Genomic DNA, 14,891 nt, shown 5'->3' with positions numbered 1-14,891 from the left:
CAAATATTCTTAGCCTTACGGATAGTCACTTGCGCGCACTAATAGCCCTGTTTCTTATTGCCAGTCCGGCAATTCTTAACGCCCACCCCGGCGGTCTCGATCGTCAGGGCGGCCACACGGATAGCCGTAGCGGGCAATACCATTGCCACCGCAGCCAATGCGAACAGGCCCACCGCAAACAGCAACAGGCCGAACAGGAAGCCCGCGAGGAAGGCCGTAGCTTCAGCAGCCTGTATGACCGGGAAGCCTGGCCACACTGGAGCGATGATGACCGGGATTGCCAGGACACCCGGGCCGAAATGCTGATCCTGCGCAGTCGTAAACCAGTGACATTTACGAATTCACAGCAATGTACTGTGGCCAGCGGCGAATGGTATGACCCGTACACGAATACCGTCTTCAACAACGCCAGCGCTCTGGATATGGATCATCTGGTGCCGCTGCGTCATGCCCACGGCCACGGCGGAGATCAATGGGACACACGCCTGCGCCAGCAATTCGCCAACGACCCCGACAATTTGCTGGCGGTCTCCGCCAGCGCCAATCGCAGCAAGGGGGCCAGCAGCCCGGATCAATGGTTGCCCGACAACCGTGCTTACTGGTGCGAATACGGGAAACGCTGGCGCGCGCTCAAGCAACGCTATGCGCTGATGATCACCCCCCCTGAAATGGAAGCGCTGGAAAAACTGGACGCCACCTGTCGCTGACTCCTGAAATTCAGCTATCAGCAGCGAGCGGCAAGCTGCGAGGAAAACCGGACCCAAAGGAATAATGAGCCCGACAACTGAAAGCTCATAGCTAGGGAACCTCTGAATAACTCCTTGCGTACTCAGTCTTTCAGGCTGGTTCGCCCCCTCGGCAAAGGTAAAGAGGGGCGCGCTTTTGAAGGTGTATGTCCATCCATCGGCTCTTCACCTTCAAAGGAAGCGCAACAACGAGTGCGGGCCAGCCTGGAAGACCCGAGAGCACCCGTTCAGGCATAAAGGCGCGGCCTGAAGCGCACATCTGCTGCGCCTTGCCTGTCGGAAAGGGAACCACCCTGACCATCGAGACAAGACACAACAGCTGCACGCTTCAGGCCACGCTGAGCATGCAAGGAGTTATTCAGAGGTTCCCTAAAAAGGCTCATCGCGCAATTGCGGAAAGTTGCTCCTACGGCATGGGTCGTGTTGCGAGCCATTCCCTCAAATCCGCAATGAACCACAAAAAAAGCCGCGCCCGATACGGGCGCGGCTTTTTTTATCGCAACATACACCAACCTGTACCGCGTTGATGCACGCTGCATGCAGCGTATTGCGTTACTTACTGCTCCGCTGCATCCTTCATGCTGTCCACGGAATCCTCAGCGCTTTCCGCTGCGTCATCCAGGTTTTCACCCATTTCTTCCATGGGGCCCTGGGGATCCATGCTCTCTACGGCCTCATCCACTTTCTCGCCGGCCTCTTCGACCGGGCCGTCATTGGTGTCACAGGCTACCAGCAGGGCAGTGGAGGCAAAAATGGCGGCCAATGCCGCTTTAGTGAAAATACGCATAGACTCACTCCTTTGGTGTCAGTGATTCGAACAGTGACTACCCTACAGATGTAGCCGCGCACCAACCACAGACCGACCCACAGAATGTCGGCATTTTACGAAGCCTTACGAATGACACCGTGACAGGTGCGGCCGCGAACCGCTATGAACACAGTCCTGACCGGGGAGAAGAAAATGAGAAAAGTCGGACATCAAGTGGGCGGACTGGCCCAGCTGGTCACCCGCTTCGGCAACGAAATTACCCAGGTGGTGCAGGACATGCACGGAGCCATTGCCAATCCCTTCGGGATACGTGGCCATGATTACACCCCCGCACCCATGGTCTACAACCTGATCCGCTACGGCTTTCGTCAGGCCGGCAATGCGGCGGGCATCGCCGATCTGCTGGCTGACCCCAACCGGGAACTGCGCGACAGCCTGGATTTGCAGAGCATCATCAATGGTATTTTCGGGCAATTGCTGGTGGAGCAGAACAGCAGCTATGCCCTGCCCATGACCCTGCTGCCCAAGAAGAAACTGGCGGAAGAAACCGACACGCTGGTGATCTTTATCCATGGGCTGTGTATGAACGATGCCTGCTGGAACACCCCCGCCGCCGACGGCTTCAGCCAGTGGGCCCGCAGCCACCTGAATGCAGAAGTGCGGTATCTGCGTTACAACACCGGCCTGCATATCTCTGACAATGGCCGCAAGCTGGCAGGACTGCTTGCCCACTCCGCCCTGCCAAAGCGGGTGATCCTGATTGGCCACTCCATGGGCGGGCTGGTGGCGCGCAGCGCCCTGCATCAGGGGCGCCAGCGGCAGGACCACTGGGTAAAACGGGTGTCCGAGCTGGCCTGCCTGGGCTCTCCCCATCAGGGCGCCCTGCTGGAACGGATCGGCAACAATGCCAACCGCCTGCTGGCCACCACCCCCTGGTCAAAGCCCCTCATGCGACTGGGCAACCTGCGCTCTGACGGCATCCGCGATCTGCGCTTTGGCTATGTGCTCGAGGAACAGTGGAAACATCGCCCCATTGATGAGGTTCAGCCCAGTAGCAAGGTGCCACTGGACCCCGACGTCCGGCAACTCTTCATCGCCGGCAGCGTCAGCGAACCCGGGCACCCGCAGCCCCAGGGCGACTGGCTGGTCTCCGTGGACAGCGCCCTGGCCAACCGCCTGTACCCGGACGCACCACAGCTGACCCGCGAACAGTTCTGGCAGATGGGCCATATGACCATGATCGAGGAAAGCCGCACCTTTGCCCGGCTACAGCAGTGGCTGGAAACCGCATGATTGCCTGCACCCTGTGTCACACCCCGGCAGCGCCCTTTGCCCAGGTTGGCGACCGAGAGTACTTTCGCTGCCCATGCTGCCAGCTGACCCTGGAGCACCCGGACAGGCTACCCTCTGCCGAGGAGGAGAAAGGCCAGTACGACCTTCACGACAACCGCCCGGATGACCCGGGTTACCGCCGCTTCCTGTCACAGCTGGCAGATCCGCTCATGGAGCGGCTGGCGGCCGGAGCCCGCGGACTGGATTTCGGTTGTGGGCCGGGGCCGGCGTTGGCCGCCTTGCTGACAGAAAACGGGTTCCCCTGTGACACCTACGATCCGATCTATGCCACGGACCGGTCACCGCTGGCTCATCACTATGACTTTGTCACCTGCACAGAAGTGATTGAGCATCTGCATCAGCCTGCCCGGGAATGGCAATGGTTTGCCGATCATGTAAAACCCGGGGGTTGGCTGGGCATCATGACCCGCTGGCTTGTGGATGATGCCGCGTTCGCAAACTGGCACTACCGACGAGACCCAACCCATGTGTGCTTTTGGCAGCCGGAAACCTTTCAATGGCTGGCCCGGCAGCAAGGCTGGCGAGTGGTCCTGGCCGAAAACCCCGTGGTGCTGATGCAAAAACGCCCGCAACACTGACCCCATCAGTGTTGCGGGCGCGCAGAGAACCCGGCGCAGGCCGGGCAATCAGCCGGCGACCACTACCGCGACCGCCGCCGCCAGCAGGGCCATGGGTATGATGATCATGATGTGACGAACCAGACGCTCGGCGAAGACCGAGACCTTGTATTGTAATTCCATCTTGTTATCCCCTTATCCCAAAAGAGCCTTATAGCAAGGTATTGCATAACGAAGGCTCAAGTTCGCATGGTAGAGGAGATCCCCCGCCGGACAATCCCCCAGATGGGGTAGGCATGGATTATTCTGTCAATTCTGTGCGCTGGTGCACTCCGGGAAGGGGTCAGGACATGGGGCGGCCCGAGGCCAGCCAATGTCTACAGGCTGCGCATCCAGAACTGCATGCGCTTGTGGGAAGGCTGGCGATCGCCCAGATCCGTCCAGTCGAAATCCGCCACCAGTTGATCCTGGGGGAAATAGCCCCGCCCGCGCCAGAAGGCGTCCAGTGGACGATAGTCAGCCGGTCGGGCCGGATGATCCTCGGGGCGTTGCACCGCACAGAAGGTGGTCTCCTGGAACCCGAAATCCTCGGCATACTGCTCGCGCAGATCAAAGAAGCGATGCCCTATTCCCTGGCCACGCCAGTCTTTCTTGAGGACAGACTCACCGAAGTAAAAGATAGTGGCCAGATCCGCACCCAGCATCCGGAACGGCGCCTGAAACGCGTCATCGGCCTCGCGAAGCGGCAACCCCGTGGCGGCCCCCACCACCTTGTTGAACTCCAGCGCCAGCACAAAGACACTGCGATCGGACTGGGCATAGAGATCCAAATAGCGGCGCTCGTAGTCCAGATCACCGTCATACAGGTAGGGAAAATCCCGAAATACCTCGATGCGCAGCTGTGCCAGTTCATCCAGCCAGGGCTCCACCGCAATACCGGTCACCGGGCGAATTTCCACTGAAGACATGCAGGCTCCTCGGGAGACGAATCAGGAAGGGCATCAATAGCATGATGCACGGGGGAAGGAAAAGGGCGGGAAGACCCACGGAAGAACCAACGTGTTGACCGAGCGGGCCAGGCGCCTTCTGCAAATCTCTGAAAAGGCTGTAGGAGCGCCACTTGAGGCGCGAACCTCGCGCAGCGAGGCGACCGAAGGGAGGTTGTCATTTTATGACCTGTCGAATCAGGAAATGCCTAATCGCCCTTTGCCCAATACGCTGGCTTTATTCGCTGCGCTACGTTCCTGGCTATTCTAAATGCGCCTCTGGGATCCTTACCTCGCTTAGGCTCGGATCGCGAGCAGGCTCGTTATTCGCTCCGCTCACCCCTTCGGGGCCGCACTCCGTGCGTTACTCCGCTACGCTACGTTCCTACAGCGGCTTCGTAGAAGCCAGGGAATCCGGGGACCTTTTGGCCTTTCTTATTCCAATCAAGGGTAGCTCGTAGCTCATCGCTGGCGCGCAGCGCCTAGGGCCGCATCAGAATCAGGCCGGTGATCCACAACACCACAAACACCGCCTGACGAAAGCGCTCCTCGTTGACGCGATGGTGCAGCCATTCGCCCAGCAGCATGGCAGCAATCACCACCGGCACCAGCACGCCGATCTTCGGTGCTGCCGGCAGCAGGGTACCATCCACCAGAAACACCACGGTGAGCAGACTGTTAAGTGACAGCCACACCAGAATCAGGGTGGCTCGGAAACGCTGCTTGTCCAGTTGCAGGCCACTGAGGGCATAGACCAGCAAAGGCCCCCCGGAGGCAAACAGCCCGTGGGTGATCCCTGCCAGGAACATCCAGCAGCGTGACCACCAAGGCGCATGACTACGCACCTCAATCCCCTTGAACATGCGCCACAATTCACGGCTGCTGAACCACAGCACCAGCACGCCAAATCCCTGACGCAGGTACTCATCACCCAGCCATGGACGCAGGCCATAGCCGGCCAGGGTCCCCAGCACCATCAGCGGCAGGATCAGTTTCCACAGGGTAGGCCAGTGGATGTTGTGGCGGTGACGCCAGCTCAGGGTGCTGCTCATGACAATATTGAGAGGCACCAGCACCGGCAGGATCTCCGGAATCGGCAACACCAACGCCCCCAGAGAGAGAGCAATCACAATGCTGCCGAACCCGGTCATGGCTTCGGTGGTAAACGCAAAGAAAATGAACACCCCCAGCAACAGCCAGGGCCACAATACGGCAATATCCAATGCTACTGCTCCAGCTCGGTGGCAAACTTGCGCACCATCATGCGCTGATAGAGGTCCGGAGCCAGACGCCACAGCAGACTGGCAAACCAGGTGAAGCGGTCCGGAAACAGCCGTTTCTGCTTCCTGTCCAGAGCCAGGAATACGCGCTCGGCCAGCGCTTCCGGTGTCTGCATCTTGCCTACCATGGAACGGGCATGGCCCGCGGGCTTGCCGTCATGCCCCAGCGCATTGGTTTCGATAGGCGTATCGAGAAAGCTGGGGTATACCATCATGATATGAACGCCATCACGGGCGACCTCGCCGCGCATTACTTCAAAAAACTGCCCCAGGGCACTCTTGGCGCTGCAGTATCCGGCCCGCCCCAGCACGGGCATCCAGCCGGCCATGGAGCCGATATTGATGATACTTCCCCGGCTTTTCTTGAGCAGCGGCAGCAGGGTTAGCGACAACTCCACCGGTGCCTGCCAATCTACCGCCATAACCTTGCGAAACACCGGCAACGCGGTTTTTTCCGCCATTGAACGATGGGTAATGCCCGCATTGTTGATCAACAGATCCAGCCCGAAGGGCTGGGTTTCAAGCCATTGCCCAAGCATGATGACAGCATCGCTGTCAGTGACATCCAGTTCCCGGCAAATGACCTGATCCGAGTCATCGGCCAGCTGCTCCGCCCTGGCATTCAGCAACACCGTATTCATGTCGGTGAGAATCACCCTGTAACCACAGACATAGGCCTGCCGGGCCAGGGCCCAGCCCAGCCCCGACGCTGCACCGGTGATCAGTACTGTTTTCATGTGGACTGCCTCCCCCGTGCCCCCGCCAGATAAAAACGGAACACTTCTTCGGAACTCTTTCTGGGCTGATAACCGAATTCGCTCTTCAACCGCTGGTTGCTCAGCACCGGGCGATAGCGCAGAAAATTGATCTGTGCCGGGGTATAGCCGGTAAGCCCGAGCTTGTTGCCAATCCACAGCCCGGTACGCAATACCGCGGCAGGAATAGCGATGACCGGCTTGCCCAGTATGGCGCCGAGCTCATGGATACTCAGGGCGCCGTCACCGGCCAGATTGAAGCAGCCTGCGGCTTCTTCATTAACGCCCTTGTCGATGATGTGGAGCACATCCTCATCCCAGATAAACACGAACGGCGACGGGGAACCGGCCACCGCCAACAAACGCCGCCCCTCGAACAACCGGGTAATCAGGTTGCGTGTCCCCGCGCCCAGCACGGTGCCCGGGCGCAACACCAACTGTTTCAGCCGGGGATGCTGCTCACGATAGGACGCCAGCAACTCTTCCACCTGACGCTTGTGATCGGAGTAGGCAAATTCCGCATTGCCGCGCAGCGGATCCTGCTCGTCGAGCCAGGCAGGATTGTCCGGGTGATAGCCATAGGCGGCGCCGGAACTGGTCACCACCAACTGGCGTACACTGTTCTGCACACAGGCCTCGAGCACGTTCCGGGTCCCATTCACATCAATATCGTAATCGCGCTCACGATCGCCGGAATCTTCCAGCACGGCCGCCAGATGCACCACCTGCTCAATAGCGTGCTCACGGACCAGATCGGCAAGCGCCGGATCGCGCACATCCATCACATGAAACGGGAAAACAGCGGAGGGGTCTTCGCGGATATCCACTCCCACCACAAAGTGTCGCTCGGCCAGACGCCGCGCCAACAGGCTGCCGATATAGCCGCCCGCGCCGGTGATCAGAATGCGTCTTTGCATGTGGCCTCCTCCCCGGCGGATACGCGCTGGCTGCTGCGCCCCCAGATACCGGCCAATACCAGCCCGCTGATCAGGTGCCAGACACCCCAGAAGGCAGCGATCAGGATCATTTCGCTGGCGTCCGGGAAGAAGGTGAACAGAATCGCCAACCCCAGGCCGGAATTCTGAATGCCCACTTCCATGGTGATGGCCCGCCGATCATTGCGAGGCAGTCCGGTGATCGCGGCTGCCATGGCCCCCAGTCCCAGTGCCAACAGGTTCTGCAGCACCACCAGACCGACAATCCGGTCCGCCGTGGCCATGAACACATCCATGTTGTTGCCGAACGCCACACCCACGAACAGGAACAGCACCAGCAAGGTGATCACCCGCATGGGCTTTTGTGCACCCTGGGCAAAGGCCGGAAACGCCTTGCCCACCAACATGCCCACCACCAGCGGCAGGCCCAACACCAGCCCCACCAGTATCAGGATCTCCATGCTGTCGAGCTGAATCTCGGTAAGCACACTGCGGGTATTGGGATTGAGGTAGCCATACAGAGCGAAGTTGAACGGGGTCAGGAACATGGCGGCCAGGCTGGAAACCGCGGTCATGCTCACCGACACCGCCACGTTGGCCTTGGCCAGCCAGGTCATGATGTTGGAGAACGAACCGCCGGGACAGCACGCCACCAGAATCATCCCCAATGCCAGCTGCGGATCCACATCGAAGTACCAGGTGGTCAGACAGGTGGCTGCCGGGAGCAGCACAAACTGGGCAATCAGGCCCACAATAGGTGCATCCGGGCGCTTGAGCACCCGGCGAAAATCGTCAGTGCTGAGCGACAGGGATACCCCAAACATCATGAAGGCAAGGATGACGTTGAGGATCAGCAGATTATTGCTGCCAAAGTGCACTTCCATGTCACACCCCCTGGAGCAGATCGCTGATGTGAGTGCCCACCGCCTTGCGATAAGTGTCCTTGTGGACATAGTACGCCATGCGGGCCAGCTTCAGATAAGACAAACCACCATCCAGATTTTTGCCTGCCTCCGCGGTGGCTTTCCTTTCCAGTGCTTCGGCTTCGGGCAGCCCCCTGGCCTTGGCGCGCAGATATAACGCCACCATTTCGGCCTGTTCATTGCGCCCCTCCCAGCCCAAACCGGCCGCTTCCACCATGCCCATGATGAACAGGTTGCGATGCTCCGGGTGGAACACGTTCAGGTACAACTGCGGCGCATCATGGCCTTTCCAGTTCAGTTCAGCCGTATCAATGAAGGGGTAATCCAGCTTGTAGCCCGTCCCCATCAGGATCAGGTCGTACACCCGGGACTGGCCATCCGCAAAGGTCACCGTATTGCCGGACACTGCCGCAATATCGCCATGGGGAGTGATGTCACCGTGCCCCAGGTAATGCAGGATCAGGGAATTGATCACCGGGTGTGATTCGTACAATTTGTAATCCGGGTCCGGCAGGCCGTAATCGCTGGGTTTGCCAATCAGCATCCGGATCAGGGCACCATCCACCTTCTGCTTCACCAGACGTGGCAGGGTAAATTTGCCACCGAAACTGTCGGTGGGTTTGCCAGCGATAAATTTGGGCAGGAAGTAGTAACCACGACGCACGGACATATCCACGCTGGCGGCGCGGTGCACCGCATCCACGGCAATGTCACAGGCGGAATTGCCACAGCCCACCACCAGCACGCGCTTGCCCTCAAACACCTCTGCGCTGCGGTATTCGCTGGAATGCATCAGCTCGCCATCAAACTTACCCGGCAGCCTGGGCATGTTGGGTTTGTGCAGGGTGCCGTTAGCAATCAGTACCCCGTCGAAACGTCGGGTCTGCTGCTCACCGTCCTTGCTGGTGGTCACCTGCCAGCCTTCACCATCACGCTCTACGTTTTCTACCCGGGTAGAAAATTCATAGTTTTCATACAGCCCAAACTGACGGGCATAGCCCTGGAAGTAACGCTTCATCTCGCTGTGGTGCGGATAGGTCGCCACGCTATCGGCCATGGGGAATTCCTTGAATTCCGTCATGCCCTTAGATGAAATCAGGTGCGCGGACTCGTACATGGTGCTGTGGGGATTGTCGATGTCCCACAGGCCGCCCACATCGGAATGCAGATCGAAACCAATGAACGGGATATCATATTTTTTCAGGTTGCGGGCGGTCGCAAGGCCCATTGGGCCGGCCCCTATCACTGCGTACATGTTGTCACCTGCGTTTGTTTACTGAGCTACACTCAGAATTTGTTATGATGCCCACTCTAGGGACAGCGGGCTGCCACCTCACGGCCAATTCAGGACCCGCTCACGGTTAATTCGGGACCCATTAACCCAGGTAGCCTCTGAATTACGCCTGGAGCGCAGAGCACCAGGGCGTTACTCAGAGGCTCCCCAGACAGGACAACCCATGTCGCACGCTCCCACCGTCACGGTGCGCTATACCCAGGCCATCAGTCAGGCCGCCGCCAAGCTGGGGTTCTCCCTGCCGGATACGCTGCAAAATGCCTTTGCCGAGCAGGAACGGGTGAGCCTGGAATTGCAGGGGGAGATATGGGAAAGCTTCTGCAGCCAGGCCGATGATGCCCTGGTGGGGGTACGCTTCGGGCTGGCACTGGAGGTGGGGCACCTGGATACCGCGGGCATGGTGCTAATGAGCTGTGACACGGTGGCAGATGCCATGGAGAGTCTGATCGACTACTACCCCATCGTGGGCGAGGGCGGCACCTTCAATTATGAGATTCAGGGGGACGAATGCATTGTGTCCTATGAACCCCAATACCAGGTGCGCAAGCAGGAGCGGGTGGAAGCCGCCCTGGCCTCCTTGCTGCAATTGTCGCGCTGGTCATCCGGGGGCAAGCTGAAAGCCCGCCGTCTGGAGTTCGCCCATGCCGCCCTGGACGACAACCGGCGCTATGAAACCCTGCTCAATGTGCCGGTGCGGTTTCTTGCCAATCGCAACAGTCTGGTGATTCCCGCCGACGCCCTGGAACTGCCACTGATCTATGCCAACCCGGCACTGTGCCAGCACCTGCGCACCCTCGCCGACCAGGTACTGGACTCCCTCGACGAACAATCCCTCAGCGCTCAGGTCACGCACCTGCTCCGGCAAAACCCTCACTGGGGAAAGGAAAAGGTGGCCGACAACCTGTCCATGAGCGGCCGCCATCTGGTACGGAAACTGGGTGAGGAAGGCAGCAGTTTCAAGTTGCTGCGTGACGGTCTGCTGCAGGGCATGGCGGAGCAGCAGCTCAAGGACGGGACCCGTCTCAGCGATATTGCCGAGTCACTGGGTTTTTCTGATGAAAGTGCTTTTTCAAAGGCTTTCAAACGCTGGACCGGCATGACACCGGCCCAGTTTCGTGAACAACGTTGATCAGGCCTTGTCGAGCGCCTGGCTGATGTCTGCCAGGATGTCATCGATATGTTCGATCCCCACAGACAATCTCACCAGGTCCGCACTGACCCCGGCGCTTTTCAGTTCCTCATCGTTGAGCTGGCGGTGAGTCGTGGTGGCAGGATGACAGGCCAGGGACTTGGCATCACCGATATTCACCAACCGCTTGATCATTGCCAGCGCATCAATGAACCGGGCGCCGGCATCGCGGCCACCATTGATTCCGAAACTGAGAATGGATGACGGCACACCACCGTCCATGTACTGCTGCGCAGTAGCGTAATCCTTGTCCGTATCCAGACCTGCAAAGTTCACCCAGCTCACCTTGTCATGGTCACGCAGAAACGCCGCCACCTTCATGGCGTTTTCACAATGACGCTCCATTCGCAAGCTCAGGGTCTCGATGCCCTGCAAAATCAGGAAGGCATTCATGGGAGACAGCGCCGCCCCCATATTGCGCAACGGCACCACCCTGGCACGACCAATGAACGCGGCCTCCCCCATGGCCTCCACATAAACCACCCCATGATAGCTGGGGTCCGGTTCGTTGAACTGCGGAAAACGGGGGTTATCTTTCCAGGGGAACTTGCCGGAATCCACGATGATGCCGGCAATGGTGGTGCCATGCCCGCCCATGTATTTGGTCAGCGAGTGCACCACGATGTCAGCACCATGCTCGAACGGACGGCATAACGCCGGCGTGGCAACGGTGTTATCCACCACCAGCGGCACGCCGGCTGCGTGGGCCACCTTCGCCAGCGCAGCCATGTCCACCACGTTGCCAGCGGGATTACCAATGGATTCACAGAACACCATTTTGGTCTTTTCATCGATCACCGCGGCAATGGCCTCAGGGTTCCGGCCGTCCGCCATACGCACTTCAATACCCTGATTCGGCAAGGTGTGTGCAAACAGGTTATAGGTGCCGCCGTACAGCTGACTGACAGACACGATATTGTCCCCGGCACGGGCCAGGGTCTGCACCGTTGCGGTAATAGCGGCCATGCCCGAGGCCATGGCCAGCGCACCGATCCCCCCCTCCAGCATGGCCACCCGCTCTTCCAGTACCGCATTGGTAGGGTTCATGATGCGGCTGTAGATATTGCCGGGCACTTTTAGATCAAACAGATCCGCCCCGTGTTGGGTATCATCAAAATAGTAGCTGGTGGTCTGGTACATCGGCACCGCCACCGCATGGGTCTGCGGGTCACCGTCGAAGCCACCATGGATGGATACCGTTTCTTTCTTCATTTCTCTCTCCCTGCAAGGCAAAAAAATGGCCGCCCCATGGCGGCCAGTCCAAACGGGTTATTCAAGCGGAGGTTGCGGCCAGAAATCAAATTGCTTCGGCACATCCGCCAGATCGGTTTCGAAACGCGGTGCACGCTTCTCCAGAAAAGCGGTAAAGCCATCTCGACCGTCCCAGAAAGAGTGGGACCAGTAGATCATTTTCGACTCCACCACATGAGCTTGCAGGGGGGTCTCGAATTCCGGGTTGCGCCACAGCATGTGACGCGCCAGGGCCACCGCCACCGGTGAACTCTTGGCGATCAGCTTTTTCGCCATGCAACGAGCCACATCGAGCACCTCCCCCTTGTCATGCACACTGTGAAACAGGCCGGCTTCGGCGCCCTCCTCGGACATGAAGATATCGCCACTGAGCACCCATTCCAGCGCCTTTTGACGCCCCACCACCCGTGGCAGGAACCAGGAGGAACAGGCTTCCGGGGTGATGCCGCGCTGGGTAAATACGAAACCGATCTTGCTGTTGGCGGCTACCAGGCGAATATCCATGGGCAGTGTCATGGTGATGCCCACCCCCACTGCAGCGCCATTGATGGCACCGATCACCGGCTTGCGGCTGTTGTATATGGCCATGGACAACTCGCCACCGGAATCACGAATCGTTTCCAGCGGCGGATTCATTCCTTCTGCATCATCATAACCAAACAGGTTGCCGCCACCTTCCGGCTCCATTTCCATGCCGGCACAGAACACCTTGCCCGCACCAGTCACAATGATAGCTCGTACTTCATCGTTACTGTCCGCCGCTTCCAGGGCATGGACCACTTCGTCTTTCATGCGCAGGGTAAAAGCATTCAGACGCTCGGGGCGATTTAGCGTAATGGTGAGAATGTTTTCCGACACGTCGGTCGTGATGTCCTGATATTGCATGGTCACTCCATGAAGGTTGTTCTTGTATGGTCAGACAGGTCCACCACCTGCACCGATTGCCCCCGAGCATACCGCGACGGCAGCGCATCGAACATGGCCCGAAGTGTACGGTTGAGATGGGGCTGATCGTAGAAACCTGCGGCGACCGCCAGCTCGGTGAGCGACATACCGCTTTCCCACAGGGACAAGGCCCGCTGGCACTTCAGATGCAGCACGAAACGCTTGAAGGTAACGCCCAGCTGTTCACTGAACAGGCGGCGAAAGCGGGACACGGACAGGTTGGCGGTGGCCGCCAGGGATTCCAGATCCAGGCTGTTGTCTTCACGCAACGCCTGGCAAGCCGCGACAATGCGCGGGTCGGGAATATGCACCGGCTGCGGGGCTCTCAATTGGCGGATAAAGGCGGCTGCCATGTCCTCATGAACCTGACCATCCGCCAGCGCCATCAATGGCTGCCGCAGTTGGGCTAACGGCAAGGCAGCCTCCTCGTCAGCCTCGCGCAAAGCCCACCAGGCAGGTTCATCGGGGTCCAGATGCAGCACCGCCAACGGGGTGTCACTGTGCAACGACTGGGGCACCTCTGGGGGCACCCGCACCAGCGGCCGTTTAATTAGCACGCCATCACGATTGACCTGCAGGCTGCCTTCGAGGGCGACCAGCAGGGACGCCGCCACATGCTGATGCGGGCGGTTATCCATGGCGGACAGCAGCACCAGCCAGCCGCCCGGCCAGATATACAGGGGCGACAGCAAACGGGTTTCGATGGCCGACGGAGAAACAGTCATGCCGGCATAATGCCCGGCGAACGCCGGGCCGACAATCTGCCAATCAGGCCGAAATAGCGAGGCGTTGCTCAGAGGCTCCCAACTTCCCGACGGAGCCCCAGTTTGTGCGCCAACTCAATGGAAACAAACATGGGCCCCACCAGCAGGAACACCAGATCATCCACAAAGGAGGGTTTCTTGCCTTCCACCTTGTGGCCCCACACCTGAACCGCCCAGGCGACCAGCCACACCGCCGCACTGGTCCAGCCCAGGGAAAGCGCACTGCGATCCACGGCAACAATGGCCAGCAACGACAATACCAGCCAGATGCTCATGAGTAGAGTCATGCCTGCGGACATGCGCAGATAGAAGGGCATGCAGATCGCAGCCAGCAGAGTGCCGCCGTTGACCCAGTAGGCCAGCGCGCCTTCCAGCCCCAGCCAGTGCCCCAGGGGAACCAACCAGAAGAGGCCAAGGGTGGACACAAAGATCGCCGGCACACAGACAATATGTACCCACTGGTTCACCGGGTTACGGTGGCTATCACCGTAGTCGGACAGAAAGGTCTGTAGATCGCGCATGAGGAACTCTCCCGAATTATTGTTTTCAATCGGAAGACTAACGGCGCCGCAATCCGGAAAATTGTACGCAGGGGCCAAGGTAAACGCCGGAGGCTCGACGCCTGACAAAGAACACCAAAAACAGGCAGCACCTATCTGTGAGCGTCAGGCATCCAGCGTCCAGCATCAGGCGTAAAATCAAACTTCGCAGGCGCGACGCGTGTCCTTTAATGCCTTCAGGACCTGGTGACGGCTGAGCATGCCCACCAGCCGGTTCTGGGCATCCACCACCGGATAAATCTTGGGCTTCTGGGTCACCATCAATTCCGCCACATTCACTACGGAATCGGTTTCGGCAACGGTCAGCGGCGGCGCATGCATGAACTCATCCACGATCAATGAGCCCTCACAGTGATAACTGGACACCAGCAGCTTGCGCAGACAATCCTGTTCCGACACAAATCCCACCACCCGCTGGCTCTCATCCACCACCGGCAACCCGGTGGCCTTGTGCTGCAGCAACTTGTCCACCACCTGGGTGAGCTCTGTGCCCAGGGCAATCGCGGTGGGATGTTTTCCCATCAGGGCACTGACTGTCAGATCACTCATCATCACATCCTTTATGAAAGCCTTTCCCTGACTAT

16 protein-coding genes are annotated in these 14,891 nt (G+C 59.1%); 4 read left to right on the top strand and 12 right to left on the bottom strand.

Translation table 11 applies throughout. The features are described from left to right. Nucleotides 1-29 precede the first annotated feature (29 nt). A complete protein-coding gene (locus HF945_RS17090; protein WP_290523764.1) occupies nucleotides 30-707 on the top strand; it encodes a YHYH domain-containing protein in 678 nt (225 codons plus the stop codon). Between the two features lie 595 nt (nucleotides 708-1,302). Here HF945_RS17090 and HF945_RS17085 read toward each other — a convergent pair. Next, complete coding sequence (locus tag HF945_RS17085) at nucleotides 1,303-1,533, bottom strand: hypothetical protein (protein WP_290523763.1); 231 nt, start codon at nucleotides 1,531-1,533, stop codon at nucleotides 1,303-1,305. A 174-nt stretch (nucleotides 1,534-1,707) separates the two neighbouring features. Between HF945_RS17085 and HF945_RS17080 the strand changes: the two genes are divergently transcribed. After that, the gene (locus HF945_RS17080) at nucleotides 1,708-2,808 is read left to right on the top strand and encodes an alpha/beta fold hydrolase (RefSeq protein ID WP_290523762.1); all 1,101 of its coding nucleotides are present in this window, start codon (nucleotides 1,708-1,710) and stop codon (nucleotides 2,806-2,808) included. Further along, entirely contained in the window at nucleotides 2,805-3,446 is a 642-nt protein-coding gene (locus HF945_RS17075) for a class I SAM-dependent methyltransferase (protein WP_290523761.1), read from the top strand. Before HF945_RS17080 ends, HF945_RS17075 begins: the two co-directional genes overlap by 4 nt. A gap of 356 nt (nucleotides 3,447-3,802) precedes the next feature. Here HF945_RS17075 and HF945_RS17070 read toward each other — a convergent pair whose 3' ends face one another. From HF945_RS17070 to HF945_RS17045, 6 genes are all read right to left on the bottom strand, one after another. Further along, nucleotides 3,803-4,393: a GNAT family N-acetyltransferase gene (locus HF945_RS17070; protein ID WP_290523760.1), complete on the bottom strand. Its 591-nt coding sequence runs from the start codon at nucleotides 4,391-4,393 to the stop codon at nucleotides 3,803-3,805. A gap of 500 nt (nucleotides 4,394-4,893) precedes the next feature. Then, nucleotides 4,894-5,634, bottom strand: coding sequence for a sulfite exporter TauE/SafE family protein (locus HF945_RS17065; protein WP_290523759.1), 741 nt, complete (start codon nucleotides 5,632-5,634; stop codon nucleotides 4,894-4,896). Between the two features lie 2 nt (nucleotides 5,635-5,636). Beyond that, on the bottom strand, nucleotides 5,637-6,428 hold the full coding sequence (locus tag HF945_RS17060; protein ID WP_290523758.1) for an SDR family NAD(P)-dependent oxidoreductase: 792 nt from the start codon (nucleotides 6,426-6,428) through the stop codon (nucleotides 5,637-5,639). Further along, nucleotides 6,425-7,363 carry an SDR family oxidoreductase gene (locus HF945_RS17055; protein WP_290523757.1) on the bottom strand — a complete coding sequence of 313 codons (939 nt, stop codon included), beginning with the start codon at nucleotides 7,361-7,363 and terminating at the stop codon, nucleotides 6,425-6,427. The genes HF945_RS17060 and HF945_RS17055 overlap by 4 nt, the downstream gene beginning before the upstream one ends. Further along, a complete protein-coding gene (locus HF945_RS17050; protein ID WP_290523756.1) occupies nucleotides 7,345-8,265 on the bottom strand; it encodes a bile acid:sodium symporter family protein in 921 nt (306 codons plus the stop codon). The genes HF945_RS17055 and HF945_RS17050 overlap by 19 nt, the downstream gene beginning before the upstream one ends. Nucleotide 8,266: 1 nt before the next feature. Further along, complete coding sequence (locus HF945_RS17045; protein ID WP_290523755.1) at nucleotides 8,267-9,559, bottom strand: NAD(P)-binding domain-containing protein; 1,293 nt, start codon at nucleotides 9,557-9,559, stop codon at nucleotides 8,267-8,269. Between the two features lie 202 nt (nucleotides 9,560-9,761). Between HF945_RS17045 and HF945_RS17040 the strand changes: the two genes are divergently transcribed. Beyond that, the gene (locus HF945_RS17040; RefSeq protein ID WP_290523754.1) at nucleotides 9,762-10,727 is read left to right on the top strand and encodes an AraC family transcriptional regulator; all 966 of its coding nucleotides are present in this window, start codon (nucleotides 9,762-9,764) and stop codon (nucleotides 10,725-10,727) included. Here HF945_RS17040 and HF945_RS17035 read toward each other — a convergent pair whose 3' ends face one another. From HF945_RS17035 to HF945_RS17015, 5 genes are all read right to left on the bottom strand, one after another. Next, nucleotides 10,728-11,999, bottom strand: coding sequence for an aminotransferase class I/II-fold pyridoxal phosphate-dependent enzyme (locus HF945_RS17035; protein WP_290523753.1), 1,272 nt, complete (start codon nucleotides 11,997-11,999; stop codon nucleotides 10,728-10,730). 57 nt (nucleotides 12,000-12,056) lie between these two features. Further along, nucleotides 12,057-12,923, bottom strand: coding sequence for an enoyl-CoA hydratase-related protein (locus HF945_RS17030; protein ID WP_290523752.1), 867 nt, complete (start codon nucleotides 12,921-12,923; stop codon nucleotides 12,057-12,059). Nucleotides 12,924-12,925: 2 nt separating this feature from the next. Then, nucleotides 12,926-13,708: an AraC family transcriptional regulator gene (locus HF945_RS17025; RefSeq protein ID WP_290523751.1), complete on the bottom strand. Its 783-nt coding sequence runs from the start codon at nucleotides 13,706-13,708 to the stop codon at nucleotides 12,926-12,928. 68 nt (nucleotides 13,709-13,776) lie between these two features. Further along, nucleotides 13,777-14,268, bottom strand: coding sequence for an Mpo1-like protein (locus HF945_RS17020; protein WP_290523750.1), 492 nt, complete (start codon nucleotides 14,266-14,268; stop codon nucleotides 13,777-13,779). A gap of 177 nt (nucleotides 14,269-14,445) precedes the next feature. Continuing rightward, nucleotides 14,446-14,856 carry a CBS domain-containing protein gene (locus tag HF945_RS17015; RefSeq protein WP_290523749.1) on the bottom strand — a complete coding sequence of 137 codons (411 nt, stop codon included), beginning with the start codon at nucleotides 14,854-14,856 and terminating at the stop codon, nucleotides 14,446-14,448. Nucleotides 14,857-14,891: the final 35 nt, after the last annotated feature.

It is taken from the genome of Alcanivorax sp. (genome assembly GCF_017794965.1).
GTDB lineage: Bacteria > Pseudomonadota > Gammaproteobacteria > Pseudomonadales > Alcanivoracaceae > Alcanivorax.
Note: the sequence above shows the minus strand (reverse complement) of the source record. Positions and strands in the feature narration are given on the sequence as shown.

Coding starts and splice junctions, on each gene's coding strand:
- HF945_RS17085 (WP_290523763.1), bottom strand. CDS start 1,533: ATGCGTATTTTCACTAAAGCGGCATTGGCCGCCATTTTTGCCTCCACT.
- HF945_RS17080 (WP_290523762.1), top strand. CDS start 1,708: ATGAGAAAAGTCGGACATCAAGTGGGCGGACTGGCCCAGCTGGTCACC.
- HF945_RS17075 (WP_290523761.1), top strand. CDS start 2,805: ATGATTGCCTGCACCCTGTGTCACACCCCGGCAGCGCCCTTTGCCCAG.
- HF945_RS17070 (WP_290523760.1), bottom strand. CDS start 4,393: ATGTCTTCAGTGGAAATTCGCCCGGTGACCGGTATTGCGGTGGAGCCC.
- HF945_RS17060 (WP_290523758.1), bottom strand. CDS start 6,428: ATGAAAACAGTACTGATCACCGGTGCAGCGTCGGGGCTGGGCTGGGCC.
- HF945_RS17055 (WP_290523757.1), bottom strand. CDS start 7,363: ATGCAAAGACGCATTCTGATCACCGGCGCGGGCGGCTATATCGGCAGC.
- HF945_RS17050 (WP_290523756.1), bottom strand. CDS start 8,265: ATGGAAGTGCACTTTGGCAGCAATAATCTGCTGATCCTCAACGTCATC.
- HF945_RS17045 (WP_290523755.1), bottom strand. CDS start 9,559: ATGTACGCAGTGATAGGGGCCGGCCCAATGGGCCTTGCGACCGCCCGC.
- HF945_RS17040 (WP_290523754.1), top strand. CDS start 9,762: ATGTCGCACGCTCCCACCGTCACGGTGCGCTATACCCAGGCCATCAGT.
- HF945_RS17035 (WP_290523753.1), bottom strand. CDS start 11,999: ATGAAGAAAGAAACGGTATCCATCCATGGTGGCTTCGACGGTGACCCG.
- HF945_RS17030 (WP_290523752.1), bottom strand. CDS start 12,923: ATGCAATATCAGGACATCACGACCGACGTGTCGGAAAACATTCTCACC.
- HF945_RS17025 (WP_290523751.1), bottom strand. CDS start 13,708: ATGACTGTTTCTCCGTCGGCCATCGAAACCCGTTTGCTGTCGCCCCTG.
- HF945_RS17020 (WP_290523750.1), bottom strand. CDS start 14,268: ATGCGCGATCTACAGACCTTTCTGTCCGACTACGGTGATAGCCACCGT.
- HF945_RS17015 (WP_290523749.1), bottom strand. CDS start 14,856: ATGAGTGATCTGACAGTCAGTGCCCTGATGGGAAAACATCCCACCGCG.